The sequence below is a fragment of the Streptomyces scabichelini genome (assembly GCF_011045015.1).
GTDB lineage: Bacteria > Actinomycetota > Actinomycetes > Streptomycetales > Streptomycetaceae > Streptomyces > Streptomyces scabichelini.
Map to the genome: position 1 here is coordinate 19912 of NZ_JAAKZY010000025.1, position 21301 is coordinate 41212.

A 21301-nucleotide genomic window follows, 5' to 3' on the forward strand; every position below is an offset into this window, starting at 1 on the left:
CCGTACATGACCACCACACTCCCGAGCCCGGCGGCTGCGACGACGACGCGGCCGTCGGCCGACCCGTCAGAGCGCACCCTCACCTACGCCGAAGCGGTCCGCGAGGCCCTGGCCGAAGCCATGCAGACCGACCCCCGCGTCTTCATTCTCGGCGAGGACATCGGCGTCTACGGAGGCGCCTTCGGCGTCACCGGAGACCTGGTGCACCGCTTCGGCGAGGACCGTGTGCGCGACACCCCGATCAGCGAACTCGGCATCGTCGGCGCGGCGGTCGGCGCCGCGCTGGCCGACATGCGGCCCATCGTGGAGATCCAGTTCTCCGACTTCACGGCCCAGGCCATGGACCAGATCGCCAACCAGGCCGCGAAAATCCACTTCATGCTCGGTGGCGCGGCCCGCGTCCCGATGGTGCTGCGCGCCCCGACCGGCTCCGGTACCGGCGCCGCCGCCCAGCACTCCCAGAGCCTGGAGACCTGGTTCGCCCACATCCCCGGACTGAAGGTCGTCATGCCCGCGACCCCGGCGGACGCCAAGGGCCTGCTGCTGGCCGCGATCGACGACCCCAACCCGGTCATCGTGCTGGAGCACAAACTGCTCTACAAGCAGAGCGGCCCGGTGCCCACCGGCGCCGATCGCGTTCCGCTCGGGCGGGCGGCGGTCCGCCGGAGGGGGCAGGACCTGACCATCGTGGCTACGGGCATCATGGTGTCGCGAGCCGAGGAGGCCGCCCAGCAACTGCTCGCCGAGGAAGACATCAGCGCGACCGTCGTGGACCCGCGCACCCTTGTCCCTCTGGACGAAGCGGCGATCATCTCCGAAGTGGCCGCAACCGGGCGTGCCCTGCTGGTCCAGGAAGCCCCCCGGACCTGCGGCTACATGGCGGAGATCGCCGCGCTGATCGCCGACTCGGAGGCGTTCGGCCGCCTTCGGGCCCCGATCCGCCGGCTCAGCGGCCTGGACGTACCGATCCCCTACGCTCCCCAGCTGGAGCGCGCGGCCGTGCCCCAGGTCCCCGACATCGTGGCCGAGGCCACCCGTCTGGTCAGGTCGTGGTGATGGCCGAGATCCCCCTGGTCATGCCCAAGATGTCCATGACGATGGAGGAGGGCACGTTCCTGACCTGGCACAAGGCGGAGGGCGACGAGATCCGCTCCGGCGACGTGGTGTGCGAGGTCGCGACCGACAAGGTCGACATGGAGGTGGAATCTCCCGTCGACGGAATCCTGGTCCGGCTGGTGGCTCAGCCGGACGATGTCGTGCCTGTCGGCGAACCGATCGCCTACCTCAGCAGCGCCGCAGGCGACTTGTTGGGCGACCTCCTCGACGCACCAGCCGAGGCGGATGCCCCTCCGCCCGCTCCGGCGGTGCTCGCCACCACGCCCACTCCGCCGTCGTCCCTCTCGACGGTCGTGTCGGCCGTGCCGCTCGCCCGACGCCGGGCGGTGGAACTCGGCGTGGACCTCGCGACCCTCCACGGCACCGGACCGGGCGGGACCATCAGAGTGGTCGACGTCGAGGCCGTCACCTCCCAGCTCGTCGCGCCCGCGGCCCAGGTACTTCACCGTCCGTCAGCCACCAACGGCACACTGGCAGGCACAGGCACACCGGCCTTGCGGCACAGGTACCGCAGGGCTGTCGCCCGCCAGACCAGCGCAAGCGCCGCCATCCCTCAGGCTGTCGTCTTCCGTGACCTCGACCTCGGGGCGGTTGCGGAGCGCCGCGGCCTGAGCGGCTGGACCAGCCTGATCGTACGGGCGTACGCGGATGCCCTGCGGGACAGCCCGCTCAACGCCCGGTGGACCGGGGAGGGCAGCGAGGTATGGTCCGACGTCGCGGTGGCGTTGATGGTGGACACCGAACGCGGCCCGGTCGCCCCGGTGCTCGTCAACCCCGACCGGCTCCCGATCGACGAGCTGGACGACCGCGTCGGGCGCATGACCGACCAGGCCCGCGGCGGCAAGGTGCCGGTTGAGCACCTGACCGCGGCCACCACCACCGTGCACGACCTGGGCGCCCTGGGCGTCGACGCCTTCCAGGTACTGCTCAACCCGCCCCAGGCGACCGCGCTCTCGGTCGGTGCGGTGGCCCCGCACGTCGTCCCCGTCGGCGACGGAGTCGGGGTACGCACCCGCTGCCGGGTCGGTCTCACCGTCGACCACCGCGTCGGTGACGGCGCGGACGCCGCGCGCCTGCTGGACGCGGTCCAGCGGCGTCTGGACGACCCGAACTGGCTCGGATGGCGGTGAACCTGCCGCTCACCCAGGGTCGCTCCGACGACTGCTCAGCGGGCGCCCGCGCCACCACCGGTGGCACATGAACGCGCTGCCGTCCGTCCACATTGTCCTTGCCCTGACTGCCAGTGGACGCGGCGGCAGCGTGCTGTCCAGGTTCTCAGGCAGCGGGTCATGCCCTGACGTATCTGACGTATCGCTGGACGGGATGCGACATGCATGCGGTATGCGGCGTGCGGACGGATCCGCTCAGGCCGCGGCAAGCAGCGCCTCCGCCAGCTGGGCATCGCAGATGAGGGCGTCCACGTAGTGTCCGCGCAACGCACCCAGCACGCCCCGTGCCTTCTCGACGCCCGCGGCCAGCCCCACCACGGTCGGTATCTGACGGAGGTCTTCCAGCGAGATGGCCAGCACCCTGTCCTCGACCGCTCCGTGTACCGGGTTGCCGTCCTCGTCGAAGAACCGGGCGCACACATCACCCACCGGCTTCGCCGCTTCAAAGGCCGCCCGGTCGCGATCGCTCAGGTGGAGCGACTCGATGACCGCCGCGGAGGAGCCCACCCCCACCGCGCCGACACCGAGGAAGGCCACGGAGGACTTGCGGCCGGCGTCCAGCACGCCGACGATGGACGGCTCGGTCATCAGGGTGTCACGTGATGCCTTGGTCTCCAGAAGGGCGGGCGCGTGGAGTCGCTGGTAGGTGGTGTCCAGGCGGTCGGCCAGCTCCCGCACCAGTTCCTCGCCGGTGATCTCCGAGGCCACGGCGGAAAGTCCGCCCACCAGGGGAAGAATCTCCACCGCGAGGTCCTGCCCGGAGGGGACGGCATTCACCATGGCCTGGAGCGTGCTCCCCCAGGAGAGCGAGATGCTGCTGCCGGGCTTGACCGTGTCCAGCATCCAGGCGGCCGCCAGCTCCCCCACCTTGGCCAGCGCCGACTCGTCGGTGCGCACGGAGGCCACGCGGCAGGAGGACACTCCGAAGGCGGCCTGCAGCCGCTCCTCCAGATCCAGATCGCGTCCGGCCGGATCGTTGATCCGGATCTCCACGATCCCCTGGTCACGTGCGGCAGTGAGGATGCGTGAGACGTTCGAGCGGCTGACCCCCAAGGCGCTGGCCACCTGCTGCTGCGACAAATTGTCCAGGTAGTAGAGCCGTGCCGCCTTCACCAAGAGGTCACGTTCGCGGGACGCCGGCATGTCCACCCCCTCACCTCGCCCTGTCGTCACATCTGCTCAGATTGTTGCACAGCCGACCACTACGTCGTTCCGCTCAGAGACTTAACCGGCAGTTCCCGGCCTGCTTACAACTTCCCGCGCGGGTTCTCCTTCGACCCACGGACCTGGACAGGGAGTGACTCGCATGGAATTATTATCACGTCCGTGAATTTAATACTCACATATGTGAGTATCGAGCGAGGTCCAGCGACCCGGTGAGCGAATCGTTATGGTTGAACGCCCAATCACCCCACGCGCCTGGTGCACCTGGAACTGACGGCAGAACCACCGCTCATTCGATGCCGCGGACGCAGCCCGGCCAGTCAGGTCACTGGCCGTCCCTGCCCCCACCCCGACTGATTGCCGCACTACTTGCACGACGGGCGCGGTGCGCCTTTGAGGAAGCCAAGGAGCCGACCATGACCGAAACCACGGAGACCGCGTATCTGGAGTGCACCTGCAGCGGAGAGCAGCTTCATCGGCTCACCTACGTCCACGGCTGCCTGCTCACGATCATCTGTGACAACTGCGGAAAAACCACCACGATGCCCAGAGAACTGGTCATAGGGCAGTACACCCGGGACTTCCGCGGCCGTCTCGGCCGGCTGCCCGCCAAGCTCCGGTCTGATGCCCAAGACCATCCGGTGCGCTTCGTGGTCGGCATGCCGGCCAAGGTGATCAACAAGCTTGGCCAAGTGCTGCACGAGATCAAACTGATCGCCCGAACCTGACCCGGCCAGTCCGCAACGTCTCGAACAGACGGCAGGATGGCTGAGATCAGTGCGGCGAGGGCGGGGCGGGGTTGTCGTTTTTCCTGCGCCACGCGAGGTGCAGCGGCTGGTGCCGGCGGGCGGAAACCTGGACCCGGGGTTCGCCTTCGGCCTCCTTGCGCTCCTGCGCCCACGCGCTCACTCTCCGGATGCTGCCGTCCAGGTACAGGCTGAAGGGTGCGGCCATGGCGTCGCCGACCGTCTCGGTCAGCCACTGGTGCCAGTGTCCCGGAGCAACTGGCGTCTCTGCGCTGGCAGGAGAGCGACCACGAGATGCAGGCAGCCCTCTTGAATGCGCCTCAGTCCGGGGCCTCCTGCATCACCGGGGCTTTCGGCGCCGTCAGGTGCGATCAGACCGCCGACGGGCAAGAGCCGCCATGACCGGGTTGTAGTTGATCTGACCGCACCACCGGAGGGAGGGGTGGGGTTCGCTGTGGCGCCGGACCGCCTCCACCAGAGTGCGCCATCCGACTTGGGGCAGTGTGATGCGATAGCGGACTCGGGCCAGTTCTGGTGCCAGAGGTTCGTCATCGTGGATCAGCGCACGCAGGACCGGGTCGCGGTCATTGGCCGGGCCGCGGGGAACCACCTCCAGCGATACGGCCTGTGCGGCGTAGTACACGCCGATGCCGGCCACCGATTCCCACCGGATGACCTGCTGGGCACGGCCATTGTGGACCCATAGTCCCGTGTGGTCTGCGGCGATCTTTTGATGCCGCTGCCGCCATGCCACCACCAGCATCAGTACGCCGAGCGCGCCAACCCCCACCATGACCAGTGTCTCCGTGGTGACCCGGCCCGTCACCAGTCCGCCCACCCCAAAGAACCCAAGGAGAAGTGGGACGACAGCCGCAATCAGCAGGCCCAGCATGGTCCTGCGGCCGGCATGCAGCACCGTGGCATGAGGGGATGGAGAGAGCATGACATGAGAGTTTAGGAGGCGTCGGCAGCCGGGGCTCGGACGCGCGGGCACTGGGCACAGTGACCGCAGTGAGGTTCAGCCGGACGTCCATGCCGAGGGGTTGGACCAGAACAGCGGGTGAGGCCTCGCCGGTCGGCCGGAGTGAGCAGCGCGGCCCACATCGGAACGTCCCTCTGAGGAGGAGACACGCATGCTGCATCGGCTTCACGGAATGCGTCGGGCCTCCGGAACACGTGTTCCGGAGGCCCGACGAAGTGTGACCACGATGTCAGGCGGGCGTGATGTTCTCCGCCTGCGGGCCCTTCTGCCCCTGAGTGACGTCGAAGGTCACGACCTGGCCTTCCAGCAGCTCGCGGAAGCCGAAGGAGTTGATGTTGGAGTAGTGCGCGAAGACGGTCCGGTCCGCCGCCGTCCTGGGCAATGAAGCCGAAGCCCTTTTCGGCGTTGAACCACTTGACGGTTCCCCTGGCCATACTGGTGCCTTCCAGTCGATATCGGACCAGCATCGCGCGGATCCGGAGGTGATCGCCCTGGTCCGGCGCTGCACAGCAAAGCGCCCGCGCCGGAGCGCGGGCAGGTACTGCGAACCATGACATCTGAACAGCGCCGCTACACGGCGAAACCATCTCCTACCAGAGAGCAACAGCCGTGATCCAGCCGGGGCATGAATGCTCTCAGTAGTGATCCGCGCGTCGGCGCTCAGTGCCGACCCAGGCCGGGATGCGGGCGCCGTGGCCTCGCTTGGCATAGTTGGCCCCCACTGAAGCGGCGGGGAAGGAAGGGGCATGGACGAGGAACCGGAGTGCTACCGGGTCGAGTTCGCGAGTGGTACTGCCGCCCCGGTGGCGAAGCGGCGCTCCTTCCGCGACCACGAGCGCAACGACATCGAAGCTGACCTGCCCGGCTGACCCCCTGGACCGGCCTTGGGTTCTAGAGGTGGTTGCAACACCTGACCCTCGGGGTTGTCGCGATGACCAAGCCGCGTCGGAAGCCGAAGAAGCCCGGACCCGCGCCGTTGGCAGACAAGCGTGATCAATACCTTCGCCTCATGGCGCAGGGGATGAGCAACTCGGCCGCGTGCCGAGAGGTGGGAATCAACCGCAAGACCGGGAACCGCTGGAGGTACGGAAGGAAGGTCGTCGACCGGGCCCGCAACGTACGTGTCTACCTGCCGATCACCGAGGTACGGGAATCCGACCCGGTCTCCAAGCGGTTCTTGTCGGAGAACGAGCGGATCGTCATCGCCGACCTCCTCCGCGCCGGGCAGTCCCTGCGCACCATTGCCCGGGAACTCGCCCGGGCCCCAGCCACGATTAGCCGGGAGGTGCGCCGTAACCGCGACCCACGCACCGGCAAATACCACCCCTTCATCCAGCAGCCTGGACCGGCGTTGGAGCCCGGAGCAGATCTGCCAGTCCCTGCGCGCCGCCTTCCCGGACGAACCCGACCGTCACCTGGCGCACGAGACCATCTACCAGGCCGTCTACCTGCCGCATCGCGGCGGCCTGGAGCGCACGGCCGGCACTTTGCGCACCGGCCGTCCCGCGCGTCGACGTCGTAGGCGCGCTGCTCAGCGCGCCACTCGGTTCATCGACCCGGGAACGCTGATCAGCCACCGGCCAGCGGAAGTTGACGACCGCGCGGTCGCCGGGCACTGGGAAGGCGACCTCATCGTCGGCACGTCCAACCGCTCCGCGATCGGAACCTTGGTCGACCGCACTACCCGCTACGTCAAGCTTCTCCACCGCCCTGACAGCCACTCCGCCGAGAACGTCCGCGACGCGCTCCTGCACGCCTTCACCGACCTGCCCGCCGAGCTCGCCCACTCGCTGACCTGGGATCAGGGCAGCGAGATGAGCCGTCACGACGAGTTCACCCGCGCCGCCGGCATCCCCGTCTACTTCTGCGAACCCGCCGGCCCGTGCCAGCGCGGCTCGAACAAGAACACGAACGGCCTGGTGCGCCAGTACTTCCCGAAGAGCACCGGCCTGTCCATCTTCAGCGCCGAGGACCTCACCTTCGTTGCCGCCGAACTCAACAGTCGCCCCCGCAGGACCCTCGGCTGGCAGACCCCCGCTGACCTCTTCGTTAAGCTTGTCGCAACACTGGAATGATCACTGTGTTGCGATGATCGCTGGAATCCGCCCTCGGCCGCGACGGCGTCGAGTTCCTGGCGAGGTGAGTGACCGCTTCAGGTGGGCCGGCAAAGTAGTCACGGTCTCCGCCAGTGCGTCGCGGACCAGTTCGGTGCCACGACCGCCTGGCAGGTGCAGGAGCATCACGTAGCGGGTGGAACGTTCAACCAGCGTGCCGATGGCGGAGCCGCCTTGCTTGCCGATGATCAGTTCGCCTTCCCAGTGGCCGGGGATGGCCCGGTCGGCAACCTCGGCGGGACGGTCGCTGATCATGACCATTTGAGGTCGTCGGTGGCGATGGACCATGCGAAGACGGGGACGGGGGCCTCCCAGCCGAGTCGGCGGACGTACCCGCTCGATGTCGTCCACAGCGTGGAGACCACCGCGCCCTGGTCGCGTAGGTGGCGCAGCCGTTCGGCGAGCATGTCGACGGAGAGCCGGGCGCCGCGCTCCTCAGGGGCCACGCACCCGGCGCTGAGCGGCGCGGAGGGCACGGCCTGCCCGCCGAAGTACTGCGGCACGAGGAGACCGATTCCGCCGGCGATGAGCTGCCCGTTCCGCACCCCGACGCACTCCGGCCGAGTGCTCCCGGCCGGAGCCCGCGCATTCGTCGCCGAGGTGACGGACATCCGGGTGTGAACCCCGCCGGATTGTCGATGATTGTCGATGTAACGACAAAAACTGACCCCTGCCTATAGGCTCTGACAATCTGTCACCGACTAGCCCATGGGGGTCTCGTGACACAACGCCCGCTCGCCGGATCATTCAGAGGGTTACGCCGTATCGCGGTCCTCACCGCACTCGCCCTGACCGTCCCGCTGACGGCCACCACCGCCGAGGCACACAGCGGCGTGGAGGCCGCCCCGGGCAATCCCGTCCTCGCCTGGAACATCCACGCCCAGACCGCCATCTACGACACCGCCAAGCAGTCGCCCACCACCGGCAACCGCAGCTTCGCCATCGTGCAGGGCGCCGTGTACGACGCGGTCAACGCCGTCGCCGGCCGTCCGTACGAGCCCCTGGTCAGCGCGCCCCGCAGCCGCCCTGGGGACTCCACCGCCGCGGCGGTCGCCGCGGCCGCCCACGACACGCTGCTGTGGCTCTTCCCCGGGCAGGCCGAGTCGCTGAAAGCCCGGTACGACGAGGCGCTGGCCGCGATCCCCGACGGCCGCGCCGAGGACGGCGGGGTGGCCGTCGGCAGGGCCGCCGCCGCGGCGATGACCGAGAGCCGCCGTGACGACGGCTTCGATCCCACCGCGCCGTGGACCGTCGGCACCGAGCCGGGCGAATACCGGCTCACCCCGCCCGGCTACGTCAACGTCGGCGCCTGGGTGCCGAACCTGAAGCCGTTCGTCGTCCCCGACGCCGGCGCCTACCGGGTCAAGCCCCCGCCGGCCCTGACCGGCGCCGCTTGGGCCCGCGACCTGAACGAGGTCAAGAGCCTCGGCGCGGCCACCAGCACCGTCCGCACCGAGGACCAGACCGAGGCGGCGATCTGGTGGGACGACCCCCGGATGGTTGAATGGTCGATCACCCGGCAACTCGCCGACGCGCACCGCCTCAACAGCCTGCGGACGGCCCGGCTGCTCGCCATGGTGTACGTGGCCTCCGCCGACACCCTGATCGCCTGCTACAAGGCCAAGGTGCACTGGAACTTCTGGCGCCCGGTGACGGCCATTCCGCTCGCCGGCACCGACGGCAACGCGGCCACCGATCCCGACCCGGACTGGACGCCGCTGCGGGTCACCGCCCCGTCGCCGGAGTACCCGTCGGGCCACGCCTGCTTCACCACGGCGGTCATGACGGCCCTGGGGTCGTTCTTCGGCCGAGACGACCTCACGTTCGCCGCGTACAGCCCCGCCTCCGGCACGACCCGCCACTACGGCAGCCTTCAGGCGGCGACAGCCGAACTCCTGGAGGCGCGAATCTGGGCCGGCGTGCATTACCGCTTCGCCTCCGAGCACGGGCACCGGCTCGGGCTGGCGGTCACCCGCGACGTCCTGAACCGCGCCTTCCAGCGGCGCTGACGCGGCCGTCCCTTCCACCAACGCCGGGAGGACAGCTCGGGACAGCACCGACACCGGCGCCCTGGCCCGTCGCCTCGAAGCCGACAGATACCGCTTACGGCCGGTCCGTCGCCGTATCCGGTCATGCAGCCTGGTTGTTGCGGGCAGGGTGCGACACTGAGCATCCAACGGAGTTCCTCGCGCGACAGAAGGATCTTGGTCGATCTCCTGTCTATGGGGAACTCCGTTGTCCCGTGGGGCTTTCGCCGGACAGCCACCCAAATCGGGGCAGAGTTCACAGAGCTAGAGCCTTTACAGACTCGCTCCCCAACCCCCGCCACCTGCGGTTACACGCTAAGACGGTGTCCTACGTGGTGAGGCGGGCGTTGACCCGGTATGGGGCGGGGAACGTGGAGTTGGATCGTGCCGGACGGGCTGTGGGACATCGCGAAGCCGCTGATCCCGGAGCAACGAACACGGCCGCAGGGCGGCGGAAACAGCCAACACCCCTGATGAGACGCTGTTCGCGGCCATCATCTACGTGTTGGCCAGCGGCTGTGCCTGGCGGGCGCTGCCGCCCTGCTTCAGCGTCTCGAAGTCCACTGCACACCGGCGATTCCTCATCTGGTCCAGAGCTGGCGTCTGGGGCCGTCTGCATGAAGCCGTGCTGCACCGGCTCGACGACGCCGGCCTCATCGACGTCACCCGCGTCGTCCTCGACACCGCCCACGTCAGGGCTAAAAAAGGGGGCGAACACACAGGTCCGAGCCCCGTGGACCGAGGCGCAGCGGCCGGATGGCCGCCCGAACCGCTCGGAATGGGATCGCACCCCCGAGCTACCAGGAGGCCCTGCCTTCATGCGCGTACCGCCGGAAGATCACCCGACCAGGAACCCCGTTCGATCCACACGTTCCAAGATCGGTCGAGATACAGCCTCTCAGTCCGGCGCATCAGCTCACAGGGGGAAGACCGCGAGACATGATGAGCTTGCTGGTCAGCTCCACCGTGGCCAGGTACCACCAGAAGATCCAGTCGAGGAACGCTGCGTCGTAGTCGCCGCGTTGGTCGGCCCGACGGTGACGCAGGTCGAAGCGGTTGGGCGATCTCGAACAGCGCACCCTCGTCGTTTCCGAGGTGTTCCTTGATCAGGGCTCGGCGCTCTTCCAGCACACGGGCGAGGTTGAAGATCGCCGACCTCTTGCTCTCAGAAGACGCATCACGCCCTCGGAAGAGTGCGATGGCGTGGCGAACGCCAGCGGTGATGTCGGGCGAGCTGTCGTGGAGGGCTAGTAGGAGTCGTAGTCGATGAAGGCGAGGCAGACAACGGTTCCGTCCGGCTCCACCGCTTCGTAGCCGCCCCTTTCCTCCCCCTCTACGGGAAAGAACAGGGCGTTGCCTCCGCGGTCCGGATCGGTGACGATTTCGGCATAGTTGGCTTGGCGACCTTCACGGTCGCCAGCCGCGATGATGGACTTGGCGTTGCGGAGATGGACCTCGGCGCCTTCCTCACCGGCCCGCTTCGGGTCGAACGGGTTGCTGCACAAGACGGCATATCCTTCCAGCGGGGCCGGTTCGTAGCCGTCATATCCGTCGCCCCAGTCGGCCGCCCTGATACGGGCGGCGTCTGCCAGCGGCACGACAACGATGTTGGCCCGGGCCACCGGAGGCTTGTCGTCCTCCCGGCACCAGTAGAAGCCCGCGTACACCGGAGCCTTGCTCAGTCCTGTGGGCAGATCCTCGTGAGAATAGCCGCCGCTACCCATCCCGAACCCGGTGACCGTCTCCTCCAGCGCCAACTCGCCTACGTAGGCGAACCATTCTGGCCTGGGCGTGCACCTTTCGCGATAGCGGTTGATGTGATCCACCCATTGCCGTAACAAGGCTTCAACGGTGTCTGCGGTGCCCACGAGGTCGTCTGGATCCTTAGCTGAGATCATGCCGCGGACTATGACACAGGGGTCTGACAGTCACGCCCCCTCCCCCTTCGCTACGCGGCTGCGCACTCAAGTCGCCGCTACCGCCGACGACTTGCCACGGCCGCACAGCCACCCACTCCCGTCAGTCATGTCCGACGGATACCGGCGCACCCGGTCCGGATGATCAGCCGCGTTGCCGTACACGTGCGCGAGGCAATCGCACGACAGGGCGGGCGAGTTGAACTCGACGGCTCGGACGCGTACACCAACGACAACAGGGCCTCCGGGAACCGCTCGGAATGGGATCGCACTCCCGAGCTACCAGGAGGCCCTTCCTTCATGCGCGTACCGCCGGAAGATCAGCCGTCCAGGAACTCCGTTCGATTCACACGTTCCAAGGTCGGTTGAGATGCGGATTTTCAGTCAGCACTAGGCCAAATCTGAACAACCCAGACCTCAAGGGGATCGTCGTGCGGCCCTACAGGAGGGAAGGGATCGAGTGCCAGCGAAGCCTCAACATGATCTCGCCCTCGGCAGAGCAAACGCAGGTGATAGTGCCCCGGCCGCAGCGCGATCTCCCCGTAGCAGACGCCACCCAAGTCGACCACCGCGAGGCGATCTTCCATCGGAGAACGGAAAGCCCGTTCATACTCCCAAGAGCCTGATGGCTGAGGAGCGGGCCCGTCCCACACCTCCAAACGCACCAGAGGGTAGAAATCGTTGTCGCTGGAGGTAAGGCTCCAGCCTTCCCCGGGGATCTGAACAATGTCGTCCTCCGCCGGTGCTTGTTCGAAGAGGATGGGGCCGATCTGGATGGTCCTGTAGTACACGCGCGGGCGGACATCAACAGCGTTGATCAGCATGGGCACTTACTCTCCTCACCATCGAGCGAGCAGGGCCCGTCAGGCTAGCCCCGACTTGAACTCAAAGCCCCCTCAACTCACCTCGCAACGACCACGAACGAGCACTCACCCCTGGCTTCACGCGCGTACCGCCGGAAGATCACCGTCCAGGAACTCCGTTCGATCCACACGTTCCAAGATCGGTTGAGATACGGCTTCTTACTGAGCGTTTGGTCCGGTGATTCGTGTTTGGTACCGGGTCAGGTTCCGCGCCAGTTCAGGGTGGCTTCGCCGGTGAGTCTGCGGGCCATGAGGTCGATCATCGCGAGGTGGATCATGGCTTCGGAGCGGTGCGGGTGCCTCTCGTAGTCGCGGGCGAGGCGTCGGTGGTGCATGAGCCGGCCGATGCTGCGCTCGATGGTCCACCGTCTCGGGATGATCGTGAACCCGCGGGCGCCGCCCGGGCGTTGGACGGGGTGGACGTCGATGCCGAGGCGGGCGCCGTGGTCGATGGCGGTGGTGCGGTAGCCCGCGTCCACCCAGGCCTTCGTCCCAGGCCTTCGTGATATGCGGGTGGGCGGCGGCGATGCGGGACAGCAGGGTCACGCCGGCTGCGGTGTCGAAGACGCCGGCGGCGGCGACCGGCACGGTCAGCAGCAGGCCGAGGGTGTCGCAGCCGAGGTGGCGCTTGCGTCCGATGATCCGTTTCCCGGCGTCCGTGCCCTGATGCGTGAGGTGGACATGGGCGGAGGTCTTGATGCTCTGGGAGTCCAGCACGCAGGCCGACGGCTCCGGGCCTGGGCCCTCGGCTTCGCGGACCAGGCGCCGCAGCAGGCCGGTGAGCTGCTCGAACACGCCGTCCTGCTGCCACTTGGCGAAGTACCCGTACACCGTGGCTCAGGGGGCGAAGTCGTGCGGCAGGTAGCGCCAGGGGATGCCGGTGCGGTCCACGTACAGGATGGCGTTCATGATCTGGCGCAGGTCGTGTTCGGGCGGTCGGCCGATGGCCGGCGCCCGGGCGCGGCGCTGGTTCCGCCAGGCTGTCAGGACGGGTTCGATCAGCGCCCAGCGCGCGTCCGGCAGGTCGCTGGGACAGGGGCTGTGCGGGGTCATGTTTGCGAGATAGCCGACCGCCGTCGGTCCCGCCAGTGGTCAAAAGGCGGCGCTCGGGGGTGTGTTGGGAGCAGACAGGAGCAGCCGGAACGAAACGACCCCCAGGCGTCGCGGACGCGTCGACTGTCCCATCAAGCACAGCGGCCCCGGCGTTGCAGGACCCTGGAAACGACACCGACTCGACCGAGACAGGACCAAACGCTCAGTAAGAAGCTGTGTCACATCCCCATTCCGCACGTCACAGCGTCATGGAGAGCGGTAGTGACTCTGCTTGCCGTTCGGCTCGCCGTCGATGGACAGCCGAACGGCAACGGAAGCTTCAGGCAGCCTGGCGGTTGCCATGTCCCGCCAGGCCCTCAGCCTGATGAGCCCTACTCCAGTTAAATCTGAACGTTGGCGCAGTTTCGGTAGCTGTTCCCCACTTCGTCGTCGAAGACGAAGACAGGGATGTCGGCTTCGGTCTCGGCCTCGATGACAGCACCAACCTCGGCTCCCTGATCGTCCACATCGGCAGTGACGTCGACATCCGCATCGGAGCCGGCCGCGCTGCCGCTGACGTCGACATCCGCATCCGGATCAGCCGTGCTGCCGCACGGCCCGTCAGCGAAGGCTCCGGGGGCTGCGCCTAGGACCAGCACGGCGGCAGCCGTTGCAGAGATAACAGCGGCGAGGGCACGGCGAGGATGCATGAGACCTCCAGGTGAGACGCTGATGCCTTCACTGGAAGCATCCGCCTGACTGCTCATCAACCCATGCGCAGATGTGATGAATCCATCATCTCGGATGAGACATCGCACTTGTGTGCTTGCCTCTGTCGCTCTTGACATGCCGGGATCAGACACGCTTCTCAGCTTGTTCTTTATGGTCTGACCTCGAACGATGTCCCGAACGTGATCGCTCGTACGAGGATTCCGGGGACGTGGACACGGCCTTCGTCTGATCCTGTGCTCCGACCAAAGAGGCACTTGACCAGTACGAAGGCCGTGGGGGGAATGAGTCTGTGCTGCAACCCGATGTCCGGCGGGAGGCGTTCGCAGTGGCGTCACGCTTCCGGGGCGACTTCTTCGACTCCCTGCCCGTGCGCGGGGACACGCTGTTCGAGCTGACCGACGCGCTGCTGTGCGCGGACGGTCCGGTGGCCACGCCGGTCGATCTGACGCTGACGGCCGAGCATCGGCGTGGGCACGGCGCGATGTACGACGCGCTGAACCGCGGGGACGTCGATGTGCCGCGGCTGCGGCAGGTGCTGGCCGGGCTGCCGCAGCCCGTGGCCGCCGACGGGCGTCTGGTCCTGGCCGTCGACGTCATCCACTGGCTCCGGCCCGGCGCGCCGACCAGTGCGGACCGCTTGTTCTGTCATGCCTACGGCCGCAGCGGGCGCTCGTCGGACCAGTTCGTGCCCGGCTGGCCCTACTCGTTCGTTGCCGCGCTGGAGTCGGGCCGGACTTCGTGGTGCCAGATCCTGGACGCGCTGCGGCTGGGACCGGCCGACGACGTTGCCGAGGTCACCGCGTCCCAGGCCCGCCAGGTGGTCACCGACCTCATCAATGTGGGCGCTGGAAGGCAGGTGACCGTGACATCCTGATCGTCTTCGACGCCGGCTACGACGCTCCGCGCATGGCCTACCTCCTCGACGGTCTGCCGGTGGAGGTCCTGGGGCGTATGCGCACGGACCGCGTCATGCGCAAGCCCGTCCCGGTGCCGTGGATCTCGCCGCCGCAGGGCGGACGTCCGCCGAAACACGGCAAGGAGTTCCGCTTCGCCAAGCCCGCAACCTGGGGCGAGCCCGATGCCGCGACTGTCCAGGCCACCGACCGCTACGGGACCGCTCGCGTGATGGCCTGGGACCGCGTCCACCCGAGGCTGACTACCCGCTCCGCGTGGATCGACCACACCGGCGAACTCCCCGTCATCGAGGGGACACTGATCCGCCTGGAGGTCGACCGTCTGCCCGGTGGCCACGATCCGCTCCCGGTCTGGCTGTGGTCGTCGGCCACGGGGATGACCGGCGAGGACGTCGACCTGCGCTGGCAGGTATTCTTGCGCAGATTCGATCTTGAACACACCTTCAGAATGATCAAGCAGATCCTCGGCTGGACCCGTCCGAAGCTCCGTACACCCGAGGCGGCGGACCGGTGGACCTGGCTGATCGTCGCCGCCCACACTCAACTCCGCCTCGCCCGCCCGCTGGCCGCCGACCTCCGGCGCCCCTGGGAGAGGCCGACCGAGCCCGGTCGGCTCACCCCTGCCCGCGTCCGCCGCGGGTTCAGGAACCTCCGCCCACCTCTCGTCTGCCCGGCCCGTGCGCCACGGCATTGGGCCTAGGCCGTGTTTTAGGTAGCGGGTGAGTCTTGGGCGGAGAGTTCTTCGGCCAGTTCCATACAGCGCAGGCGGGCTGGGGAGAAGTCGTAGGGCATGTTGCCGGTGGCTTCCAACACGCTCATGGAGTCAGCCTCCCGCCTGCCAGAGCTGAGGTCGGCCTCGCCCTCGCCGTCATCGGCGGTGGCAGGGTGCAAAGTGTCCCAGGCGTCGAAGAGGTCATCGTCGTCCTTACCCAGGCCGGACTCCTCTATGACGGCCTGCAGGGCGCTTTCGAAGGTGTGCCGCTCGACGGCCACTTGAGCCACCCGTGGATCATCGACGGCGACACTGTCATCGAGTGCCTCCTCGGCGTCATCGATGCGGTCGGAATCTTCCCGCAGAGTGGGATGCGTGGCCAGGACGACGAAGCGGGTGGCCTGGACGGCCGCGCCGAGCGGGCCGAAGATCCGCTCAGTGACCAGCAGACTGTCCAGGTCCGCCTGACGCAGGGAGCCCTCGGGCAGGCTCTTGAGGCGTTCGGTGACGAGGTCGGAGAGCAGGCCCATCCGGCTGCCTTCGGTGCGCATCCGCTGCACGGCGGTCCGTTGCCGCCGCAATTCCGCCTCCTGCTCGGCGAGGGTTTCCTCCAACCGCTCCAGGATGCCCGCGATACCTTCTCCGCTGTCCGCACCGGCGGAAGCCGTGCCGGTGGTAAAGGCGTCACGGATGTCGTCCAGGGCGATCCCGGCATCGGCCATCTTGCGAATCCACAGCAGGCGGATCATGTCCTCGTACCCGTAGCGGCGGCGGTCATCGCCGCCCCGCTCAGGCTCGGGGAGCAACCCGATCTCGTGGTAATGGCGAATCGCCCGTGGCGTGCTGCCGGCGAAGGCCGCCGCGTCACCGATCTTGACCTGGCGGGGTGGCATGAAAGACGAATGCATGAGCAGGGACCTTTCCTCAAGGCATCGGGACGTAAGTCCACCGGACCACATGCCGCTACGGAAGGTGCAACCCCATACACACCGACGGCAGGCTGAGGGTTCACAGCCACTGATGAATCGCCGCGACCTGAACCGTCGCCTCGAACCGAACCGCAAGTCAATCGAACCGGGTTGCCACGGCCCGGTTCTGAGGGGGCCGGGTCATGGCAACATGCCCCGGCTACCCGACCAATGGCGCGGTCTGGCCACTCGATACGACAAGACCGCCGCCATCTACCTTCATCATCTGGTCGGCGAGGTGATCCGAAAGAAACGCTCTAGTGCTGTCAGTGCCCGTTGATAACGTGCTTCGTCCAGTCGTGGAGTTCATGAAGGGACGGGGTACGTGCGGAATGTGACATGCCATCAGGTCGGCGAGTATCGGTTGGCCGAGGCGCTCGACGACATCGACGGGCGGGCCTACACGCGGTGGCACTCGCTGCGGTACGGCAGCATCTCGCCGACGCTGATCCGGGCCATGGCGGACGAACTACTCGACCATGTCGCCGCGCGAACGGTGACGGAGCCGGGGCTCGACGCTGCGGCCGGCACGGTCGCCGTCACCGCCGCGGAGTGTGTGCACGGAGTGCTGAGCATCATGTGCTTCCCGAGCGGGGACCAGGAACTCCGGTTCCCCCTCGTCGGGGAGCGGATCAGCACGGACCCGGACGACGACGAGTTCGGGGACGGGCCCATCACCTTCCGGGACGTCGTCAAGGAGGCGCCCACCGCGCGGACCTGGCTCGACATGTTCGAGATGTGTGTCGTCAGCGGGCATGTGTGGGACTGGGAACGGGCCACCGGGCTGCTGCTGCGCGGCGACTACGCGCCCGCCATCCGTGACGGCGTGCCCTACAACCGGTACACCTCCGTCTCCGACCCCGCCGACCTCGCCGCCATGGACGCCCTGTGCCCCTATCTCACCGAGGCGGCCGGGCATCTGCCCCGCGACTGGCCTACGGTTCCGCTGTGCAAGCCGGACGCCGGGGAGCGTGCGGAGGCCGCCCGGCGGCTCGACGAGGTCGGCGACGCGCTGAGCGCGGACCAGCGGCTGCTCCGCGTACTCCTCGACGACGACCAGCACGCCTTCGAGGACGCCCTCGTCGCCCGGCTGGTCGCATACCGGGAGAGCGTCGAGGCCGATGCCGGTAATCCCGCGCCCCGGTCCCTCCTCCCCCTCGGCACCCTCGCCCTGGCCTGCCTCGCCGTCCAGGTCCATGGGTGGGAACTCGGTGTCCGGTCCGGGTATCTGCCGTACGGTCTGCTGGGATCGCCGGACGCGCCGCGCCGGGCGGCGGAGGGGAACCGGAACAACTTGGGCTCCTGGGCCGCCAAGTAGGCCCACCCGGGGTGCGGAAGTGGGCCTGGCCCGACATCCAGGACATCGTCGTGGAGACGGACTCGTCCCCACCGAGGCAGCGCATACGTCTGTGCGACAGCCAAGGACGCAAGACCACCCTGCCCCACGTCGGCGAACGCCATCTGCCGGATCTCCACGCCCTGCGACCCCGGTAGCCCCGACGGCGCCGAGCCTCAGTCCGTCTTGCCGTACGTGGGAGGACGCCGCTCGGAGTGCCTCTTTGAGTGAGCGGCCCCGTACGGCGGCCCGGGGCGTGGGTGCGGCTCTACGATGCGGGGATGGCTTCCTACCCGCGCATGACCAGCGTTGCCGTGCCATGGCCGAGGCCCTCGTCCCGTTGCTGCGCCGCGCCTGTCCCGAGGGCGCCGGCGGCTTCGGTGGCTCGTACCAGGTGAACCTGGACGATGAGGAGGCCGTCGGCCTGGGCGGGGTGGAACTGATCAGGGCCGCGATGCGCAAGGCGGCCCGTCAGCTCGGCTGGAAGGTCACCACGATCGGGCGGATCGGCACCCGCTTCGGCACGATGGTCGCCGTTCAGGACACCCGGGAGATCCCAGAGGAGTACCACCCGGTGGTCGACGCGGCGATGGAACAGCGCATGAGTGCCGCGCTGTCCGAGGTGTGGGGCAAGCCGGACGCGGCTGCCGTCCAGCGCGGCTCAGTCGCCCTCATGACGCAGGAGTTCCGCGCAGCTGTCGCCGCGGCGAACGCCTGACCCGCCCGCAGTCCGCGGCTTCGGCCCGTGCGGGGGTACGTGTACCGCATGGCGGGCGAGAGGGGGCGGTGGCCGGTCGTTGTGGACCGGGCCCGGGAGATCGTGGACGGCTACGAGGGCGGCGTCACGCTTCGCCAGGTGATGTACCGGCTGGTCTCCGAAGGAGTGCTGGCGCACACCCCATCGATGTACCGGCGTCTGTCCTCCCGGCTGGCACAGGCCCGTCGGGAAAGGCGCTTCCCGGACCTGGTCGACACCCTCCGCGAGGTGCACGTTCCGCCGGCCTGGCCGGACGCGGGCGCGTTCTTGTCCGAGGTCGTTGACTGGTTCAGCCTGGACCGCACCCGAGGTCAGAAGTATGCGCTCTACGTCGCGGCGGAGAAGGACACCCTCCGCCAGCTGCTCACCGGCTGGCTTGCCGAATACGGCATACCGGTCCTGGTGGTCCGCGGCTTCGGCTCCCAGTCCTACGTCGACGTCGTCCGCGACCGCACCGCCCAAGACGACCGTGAGGCTCACCTGCTGTACATCGGTGATTTCGACTGCTCGGGCTCCGACATCGAGCGGGACCGGGTTAAGCGCACCGGCTGCTGGAGCCGGGTCACCCGGGTGTTGCTCACCTACGACCAGGTCCGCGCCCACGAGTTGCCCGCGACCGAGGGCAAGCGCGGCGATCCCCGGTGGAAGGCCTTCGCCCGTCGCTATGGCTTCGACATCGAACGCCCGGTGCAATGGGAGGTCGAAGCACTCGAGCCGGCCGAGATGCAGCGCCTGGTCCGCGCCGCCGTCGCCCCCTACATCGACCGCCAGGTGCTCGCCCAGCAGATCGCCCGCGAGGACGACCAGCGCCGCGCCTTGTCCGACTTCGTGCAGCGCTGGGGTGCGGCGGGTGAAGGAGACCGGAACTCGTCTTAGTACTGCACCGGCGCCTGGGCGGCCTGCGCGTAGTGCAGGATGACGGCCTTCGCTCCGGCAGCGACCTCAGTGGCAGCACCGGCCGCAGGCGGGCGGAGCTTCCGGCCACTTCGCCCGCAACCCCCGCTACACCGGCTACGAGATCTGGAACAGGCAACGCAAGGAAGAACGCCTCCTCGACGTCGACGACGTCACCCTCGGCCACCGCACCAGCATGACCCACAACCCCGCCGAGGAGTGGATCCGCCCCAACGACCCCGCCCACGAAGCCATCATCAGCCCCGATCTCTTCGACACCGCAGCCACCCTCCGCAGACAACGCGCCCGCAACCAGGGCCGACAGGAACGAACCGGCAAACAAGGCGGACGCCCCTACGCCCTGCGCGGACGGGTCCGACACAGCCGGTGCGGGCGCAAGATGCAGCCCGCCACCATCCGCAACCACGTCCACTACCGCTGCGAATTCAAAGACCAGCAAGCCGCCCTCTACCCCGACCTCACCCACCCGCACACCGTCAACCTGCGCGAAGACGTCGTCTGCCGGGCCCTGGATGAGTGGATCGCCCGGGCCTTCGCCCCCGACCGGCTCACCGCCACCATCGAAGCACTCACCCTCGCAAGCACCGCAGCAAGCACCGCACAGACGCACACACCCGAGCAGGCTCACGCACGCCAGGCGATCAAGGACTGCGAGCGACGACTCGCCCGCTACCAAGCAGCCCTCGAAGCCGGAGCCGACCCAGCCGTCGTCACCCAGCGGATCAACCAGGCCCAGAGAGACAAAGAGGCGGCGCGCAAGAAACTCGACGCGCAGCAGATCCGAAAGATCACTGAGAGTCTTGCGGACCTTGCGCAGTGCATCCAGACAGCCGACGCCGAGCACAAGGTGGCACAAGGGCGGCTCGACCTACGGTGCCGGACGTGAGTCGTCGGCTGTCGAGGCGCGACGTCCACCCGCGATGGGAGCCCACGAGCTGGAAGAGCAACGTGATCCAAGTTCCTCTGAAGTAAAGGGCTGAGCTGGGAGGATACTTGTAGGTCCTCCATGGATTCGCGATCGCCCCGTTAACCAATTGCGGCACAGATATGGTGACCGTGTGGATGAGGATGAACTGCTACTTCACGCCTCATCGTTCGGCGCAGCGGCGGTCGCCTACGCCGAGCACCGTCCCGACTACGCGCAGGCCGCGGTGCGCTGGGCGCTCGAGCCCGCGCCGGGCCCACGCGTGCTCGACCTCGGTGCCGGAACCGGCAAACTGACCGCCACGCTGGTCGCGCTGGGTGCCGACGTCATCGCGGTCGAGCCCGACCCGGCCATGCTGACCGAGCTGCGCCGCTCGCTGCCGGGCGTCCGTGCCCTGTGGGGCAGTGCCGAGGCGATCCCACTGCCGGACGCTTCCGTCGATGCCGTGCTGGCCGGCAACGCCATGCACTGGTTCGACATGGCCGTCGCGGGACCCGAGATCGCCAGGGTCCTCGCACCCGGCGGCATTCTGGCCGGCCTGTGGAACCTCATGGACGACCAGGTCGAGTGGGTTGCCGGACTCGCACGGGTCAGCGGAAGCGCAGCCATCGGCCCGCGTGACACGCCCGCCAGCTGGCGTATCGAGACGGCCGACATGCACCTCCCGAAGACCGGCGTGGCCACCCGGTTCGGCTCGCCGGAGCAGGCCGAATTCCCGCACGGGCAGCGCCGCACCGCCGACTCCCTCGTCGCGACCATCGCGACGCGCGCCGGGATACTGGTCATGCCGGAGCAGGAACGAGAGCCCACGCTGGGCCGGATCCGCGCATTCCTCGAGAGTAGACCGGAGACCGCCCGTGGCGAGTTCACCCTGCCGATGCTGACCGGCGTGCTGCGCGTCCGGCGGCTGTGA

At 68.1% G+C, this 21301-nt stretch carries 17 protein-coding genes and 8 pseudogenes; 13 read left to right on the forward strand and 12 right to left on the reverse strand.

Translation table 11 applies throughout. From position 1 onward, the window contains the following. Positions 1–6: 6 nt before the first annotated feature. Entirely contained in the window at positions 7–1056 is a 1050-nt protein-coding gene (locus G5C60_RS10665) for an alpha-ketoacid dehydrogenase subunit beta (protein ID WP_165257361.1), read from the forward strand. Then, positions 1056–2246 carry a dihydrolipoamide acetyltransferase family protein gene (locus tag G5C60_RS10670; protein ID WP_165257363.1) on the forward strand — a complete coding sequence of 397 codons (1191 nt, stop codon included), beginning with the start codon at positions 1056–1058 and terminating at the stop codon, positions 2244–2246. Before G5C60_RS10665 ends, G5C60_RS10670 begins: the two co-directional genes overlap by 1 nt. 234 nt (positions 2247–2480) lie before the next feature. Here G5C60_RS10670 and G5C60_RS10675 read toward each other — a convergent pair whose 3' ends face one another. Next, entirely contained in the window at positions 2481–3428 is a 948-nt protein-coding gene (locus tag G5C60_RS10675) for a sugar-binding transcriptional regulator (RefSeq protein WP_165257365.1), read from the reverse strand. Positions 3429–3865: 437 nt separating this feature from the next. Between G5C60_RS10675 and G5C60_RS10680 the strand changes: the two genes are divergently transcribed. After that, on the forward strand, positions 3866–4177 hold the full coding sequence (locus G5C60_RS10680; RefSeq protein WP_165257367.1) for a hypothetical protein: 312 nt from the start codon (positions 3866–3868) through the stop codon (positions 4175–4177). Between the two features lie 46 nt (positions 4178–4223). Here G5C60_RS10680 and G5C60_RS10685 read toward each other — a convergent pair whose 3' ends face one another. The 3 genes and pseudogenes from G5C60_RS10685 to G5C60_RS10695 all read right to left on the reverse strand — a co-directional run bounded on the left by G5C60_RS10685 (position 4224) and on the right by G5C60_RS10695 (position 5611). Further along, complete coding sequence (locus G5C60_RS10685; RefSeq protein ID WP_165257369.1) at positions 4224–4403, reverse strand: hypothetical protein; 180 nt, start codon at positions 4401–4403, stop codon at positions 4224–4226. A gap of 153 nt (positions 4404–4556) precedes the next feature. Next, positions 4557–5138 carry a hypothetical protein gene (locus G5C60_RS10690; RefSeq protein ID WP_165257371.1) on the reverse strand — a complete coding sequence of 194 codons (582 nt, stop codon included), beginning with the start codon at positions 5136–5138 and terminating at the stop codon, positions 4557–4559. Positions 5139–5406: 268 nt separating this feature from the next. Beyond that, positions 5407–5611, reverse strand: a pseudogene (locus G5C60_RS10695) (cold-shock protein). 312 nt (positions 5612–5923) lie between these two features. On the opposite strand from G5C60_RS10695, the gene G5C60_RS53080 reads away from it, so the two are divergent. Together G5C60_RS53080 and G5C60_RS10700 are read left to right on the forward strand one after the other, a co-directional pair. Beyond that, positions 5924–6046, forward strand: coding sequence for a hypothetical protein (locus G5C60_RS53080; RefSeq protein ID WP_277611199.1), 123 nt, complete (start codon positions 5924–5926; stop codon positions 6044–6046). Positions 6047–6173: 127 nt separating this feature from the next. Next, positions 6174–7252: pseudogene (locus tag G5C60_RS10700) on the forward strand (IS30 family transposase). Between the two features lie 63 nt (positions 7253–7315). On the opposite strand, the pseudogene G5C60_RS10705 reads toward G5C60_RS10700, so the two are convergent. Both G5C60_RS10705 and G5C60_RS10710 read right to left on the reverse strand, forming a co-directional pair. Continuing rightward, positions 7316–7621, reverse strand: a pseudogene (locus G5C60_RS10705) (transposase); the annotation flags it as partial. After that, positions 7543–7902 (reverse strand): GNAT family N-acetyltransferase, encoded by a 360-nt coding sequence (locus G5C60_RS10710; protein WP_165257373.1) that lies wholly within the window; start codon positions 7900–7902, stop codon positions 7543–7545. The gene G5C60_RS10710 and the pseudogene G5C60_RS10705, both read right to left, overlap by 79 nt. 108 nt (positions 7903–8010) lie before the next feature. Between G5C60_RS10710 and G5C60_RS53615 the strand changes: the two genes are divergently transcribed. Both G5C60_RS53615 and G5C60_RS10720 read left to right on the forward strand, forming a co-directional pair. Further along, positions 8011–9300, forward strand: a complete 1290-nt coding sequence (locus G5C60_RS53615; protein ID WP_165257375.1) for a phosphatase PAP2 family protein — start codon at positions 8011–8013, stop codon at positions 9298–9300. 375 nt (positions 9301–9675) lie between these two features. Beyond that, positions 9676–10063 (forward strand): annotated as a pseudogene (locus G5C60_RS10720) (transposase); the annotation flags it as partial. A gap of 166 nt (positions 10064–10229) precedes the next feature. Here the strand turns inward: G5C60_RS10720 and G5C60_RS10725 are convergent. The 5 genes and pseudogenes from G5C60_RS10725 to G5C60_RS10745 all read right to left on the reverse strand — a co-directional run. After that, positions 10230–10566: pseudogene (locus tag G5C60_RS10725) on the reverse strand (hypothetical protein); the annotation flags it as partial. Beyond that, the gene (locus G5C60_RS10730; RefSeq protein WP_165257377.1) at positions 10566–11186 is read right to left on the reverse strand and encodes a hypothetical protein; all 621 of its coding nucleotides are present in this window, start codon (positions 11184–11186) and stop codon (positions 10566–10568) included. The pseudogene G5C60_RS10725 and the gene G5C60_RS10730, both read right to left, overlap by 1 nt. A gap of 428 nt (positions 11187–11614) precedes the next feature. Beyond that, positions 11615–12058, reverse strand: coding sequence for a hypothetical protein (locus G5C60_RS10735; RefSeq protein ID WP_165257379.1), 444 nt, complete (start codon positions 12056–12058; stop codon positions 11615–11617). 239 nt (positions 12059–12297) lie between these two features. Beyond that, positions 12298–13150, reverse strand: a pseudogene (locus tag G5C60_RS10740) (IS5 family transposase). 380 nt (positions 13151–13530) lie between these two features. Further along, positions 13531–13896 carry a hypothetical protein gene (locus tag G5C60_RS10745; protein ID WP_165257381.1) on the reverse strand — a complete coding sequence of 122 codons (366 nt, stop codon included), beginning with the start codon at positions 13894–13896 and terminating at the stop codon, positions 13531–13533. A gap of 254 nt (positions 13897–14150) precedes the next feature. Here G5C60_RS10745 and G5C60_RS53085 point away from each other — a divergent pair. Continuing rightward, positions 14151–15463, forward strand: a pseudogene (locus G5C60_RS53085) (NF041680 family putative transposase); the annotation flags it as partial. 20 nt (positions 15464–15483) lie between these two features. Here the strand turns inward: G5C60_RS53085 and G5C60_RS10755 are convergent. Further along, positions 15484–16395: a MerR family transcriptional regulator gene (locus G5C60_RS10755; protein WP_165257384.1), complete on the reverse strand. Its 912-nt coding sequence runs from the start codon at positions 16393–16395 to the stop codon at positions 15484–15486. A gap of 385 nt (positions 16396–16780) precedes the next feature. On the opposite strand from G5C60_RS10755, the gene G5C60_RS10760 reads away from it, so the two are divergent. From G5C60_RS10760 to G5C60_RS10780, 5 genes and pseudogenes are all read left to right on the forward strand, one after another. Then, complete coding sequence (locus G5C60_RS10760) at positions 16781–17773, forward strand: Imm49 family immunity protein (RefSeq protein WP_165257386.1); 993 nt, start codon at positions 16781–16783, stop codon at positions 17771–17773. Between the two features lie 337 nt (positions 17774–18110). Then, positions 18111–18509: a hypothetical protein gene (locus G5C60_RS10765; RefSeq protein ID WP_165257388.1), complete on the forward strand. Its 399-nt coding sequence runs from the start codon at positions 18111–18113 to the stop codon at positions 18507–18509. A gap of 48 nt (positions 18510–18557) precedes the next feature. Beyond that, the gene (locus G5C60_RS10770; protein ID WP_165257390.1) at positions 18558–19424 is read left to right on the forward strand and encodes a hypothetical protein; all 867 of its coding nucleotides are present in this window, start codon (positions 18558–18560) and stop codon (positions 19422–19424) included. Positions 19425–19548: 124 nt separating this feature from the next. After that, positions 19549–20349: pseudogene (locus G5C60_RS10775) on the forward strand (recombinase family protein); the annotation flags it as partial. Positions 20350–20521: 172 nt separating this feature from the next. Beyond that, positions 20522–21301 (forward strand): methyltransferase domain-containing protein, encoded by a 780-nt coding sequence (locus tag G5C60_RS10780; RefSeq protein WP_165257392.1) that lies wholly within the window; start codon positions 20522–20524, stop codon positions 21299–21301.

What these genes read in the sequence shown, in the direction of transcription:
- G5C60_RS10665 (WP_165257361.1), top strand. Translation starts at nt 7, where the DNA reads ATGACCACCACACTCCCGAGCCCGGCGGCTGCGACGACGACGCGGCCG.
- G5C60_RS10670 (WP_165257363.1), top strand. Translation starts at nt 1,056, where the DNA reads ATGGCCGAGATCCCCCTGGTCATGCCCAAGATGTCCATGACGATGGAG.
- G5C60_RS10675 (WP_165257365.1), bottom strand. Translation starts at nt 3,428, where the DNA reads ATGCCGGCGTCCCGCGAACGTGACCTCTTGGTGAAGGCGGCACGGCTC.
- G5C60_RS10680 (WP_165257367.1), top strand. Translation starts at nt 3,866, where the DNA reads ATGACCGAAACCACGGAGACCGCGTATCTGGAGTGCACCTGCAGCGGA.
- G5C60_RS10685 (WP_165257369.1), bottom strand. Translation starts at nt 4,403, where the DNA reads ATGGCCGCACCCTTCAGCCTGTACCTGGACGGCAGCATCCGGAGAGTG.
- G5C60_RS10690 (WP_165257371.1), bottom strand. Translation starts at nt 5,138, where the DNA reads ATGCTCTCTCCATCCCCTCATGCCACGGTGCTGCATGCCGGCCGCAGG.
- G5C60_RS53080 (WP_277611199.1), top strand. Translation starts at nt 5,924, where the DNA reads ATGGACGAGGAACCGGAGTGCTACCGGGTCGAGTTCGCGAGTGGTACT.
- G5C60_RS10710 (WP_165257373.1), bottom strand. Translation starts at nt 7,902, where the DNA reads ATGTCCGTCACCTCGGCGACGAATGCGCGGGCTCCGGCCGGGAGCACT.
- G5C60_RS10735 (WP_165257379.1), bottom strand. Translation starts at nt 12,058, where the DNA reads ATGCTGATCAACGCTGTTGATGTCCGCCCGCGCGTGTACTACAGGACC.
- G5C60_RS10745 (WP_165257381.1), bottom strand. Translation starts at nt 13,896, where the DNA reads ATGAGCAGTCAGGCGGATGCTTCCAGTGAAGGCATCAGCGTCTCACCT.
- G5C60_RS10755 (WP_165257384.1), bottom strand. Translation starts at nt 16,395, where the DNA reads ATGCATTCGTCTTTCATGCCACCCCGCCAGGTCAAGATCGGTGACGCG.
- G5C60_RS10765 (WP_165257388.1), top strand. Translation starts at nt 18,111, where the DNA reads ATGGCCGAGGCCCTCGTCCCGTTGCTGCGCCGCGCCTGTCCCGAGGGC.
- G5C60_RS10770 (WP_165257390.1), top strand. Translation starts at nt 18,558, where the DNA reads ATGGCGGGCGAGAGGGGGCGGTGGCCGGTCGTTGTGGACCGGGCCCGG.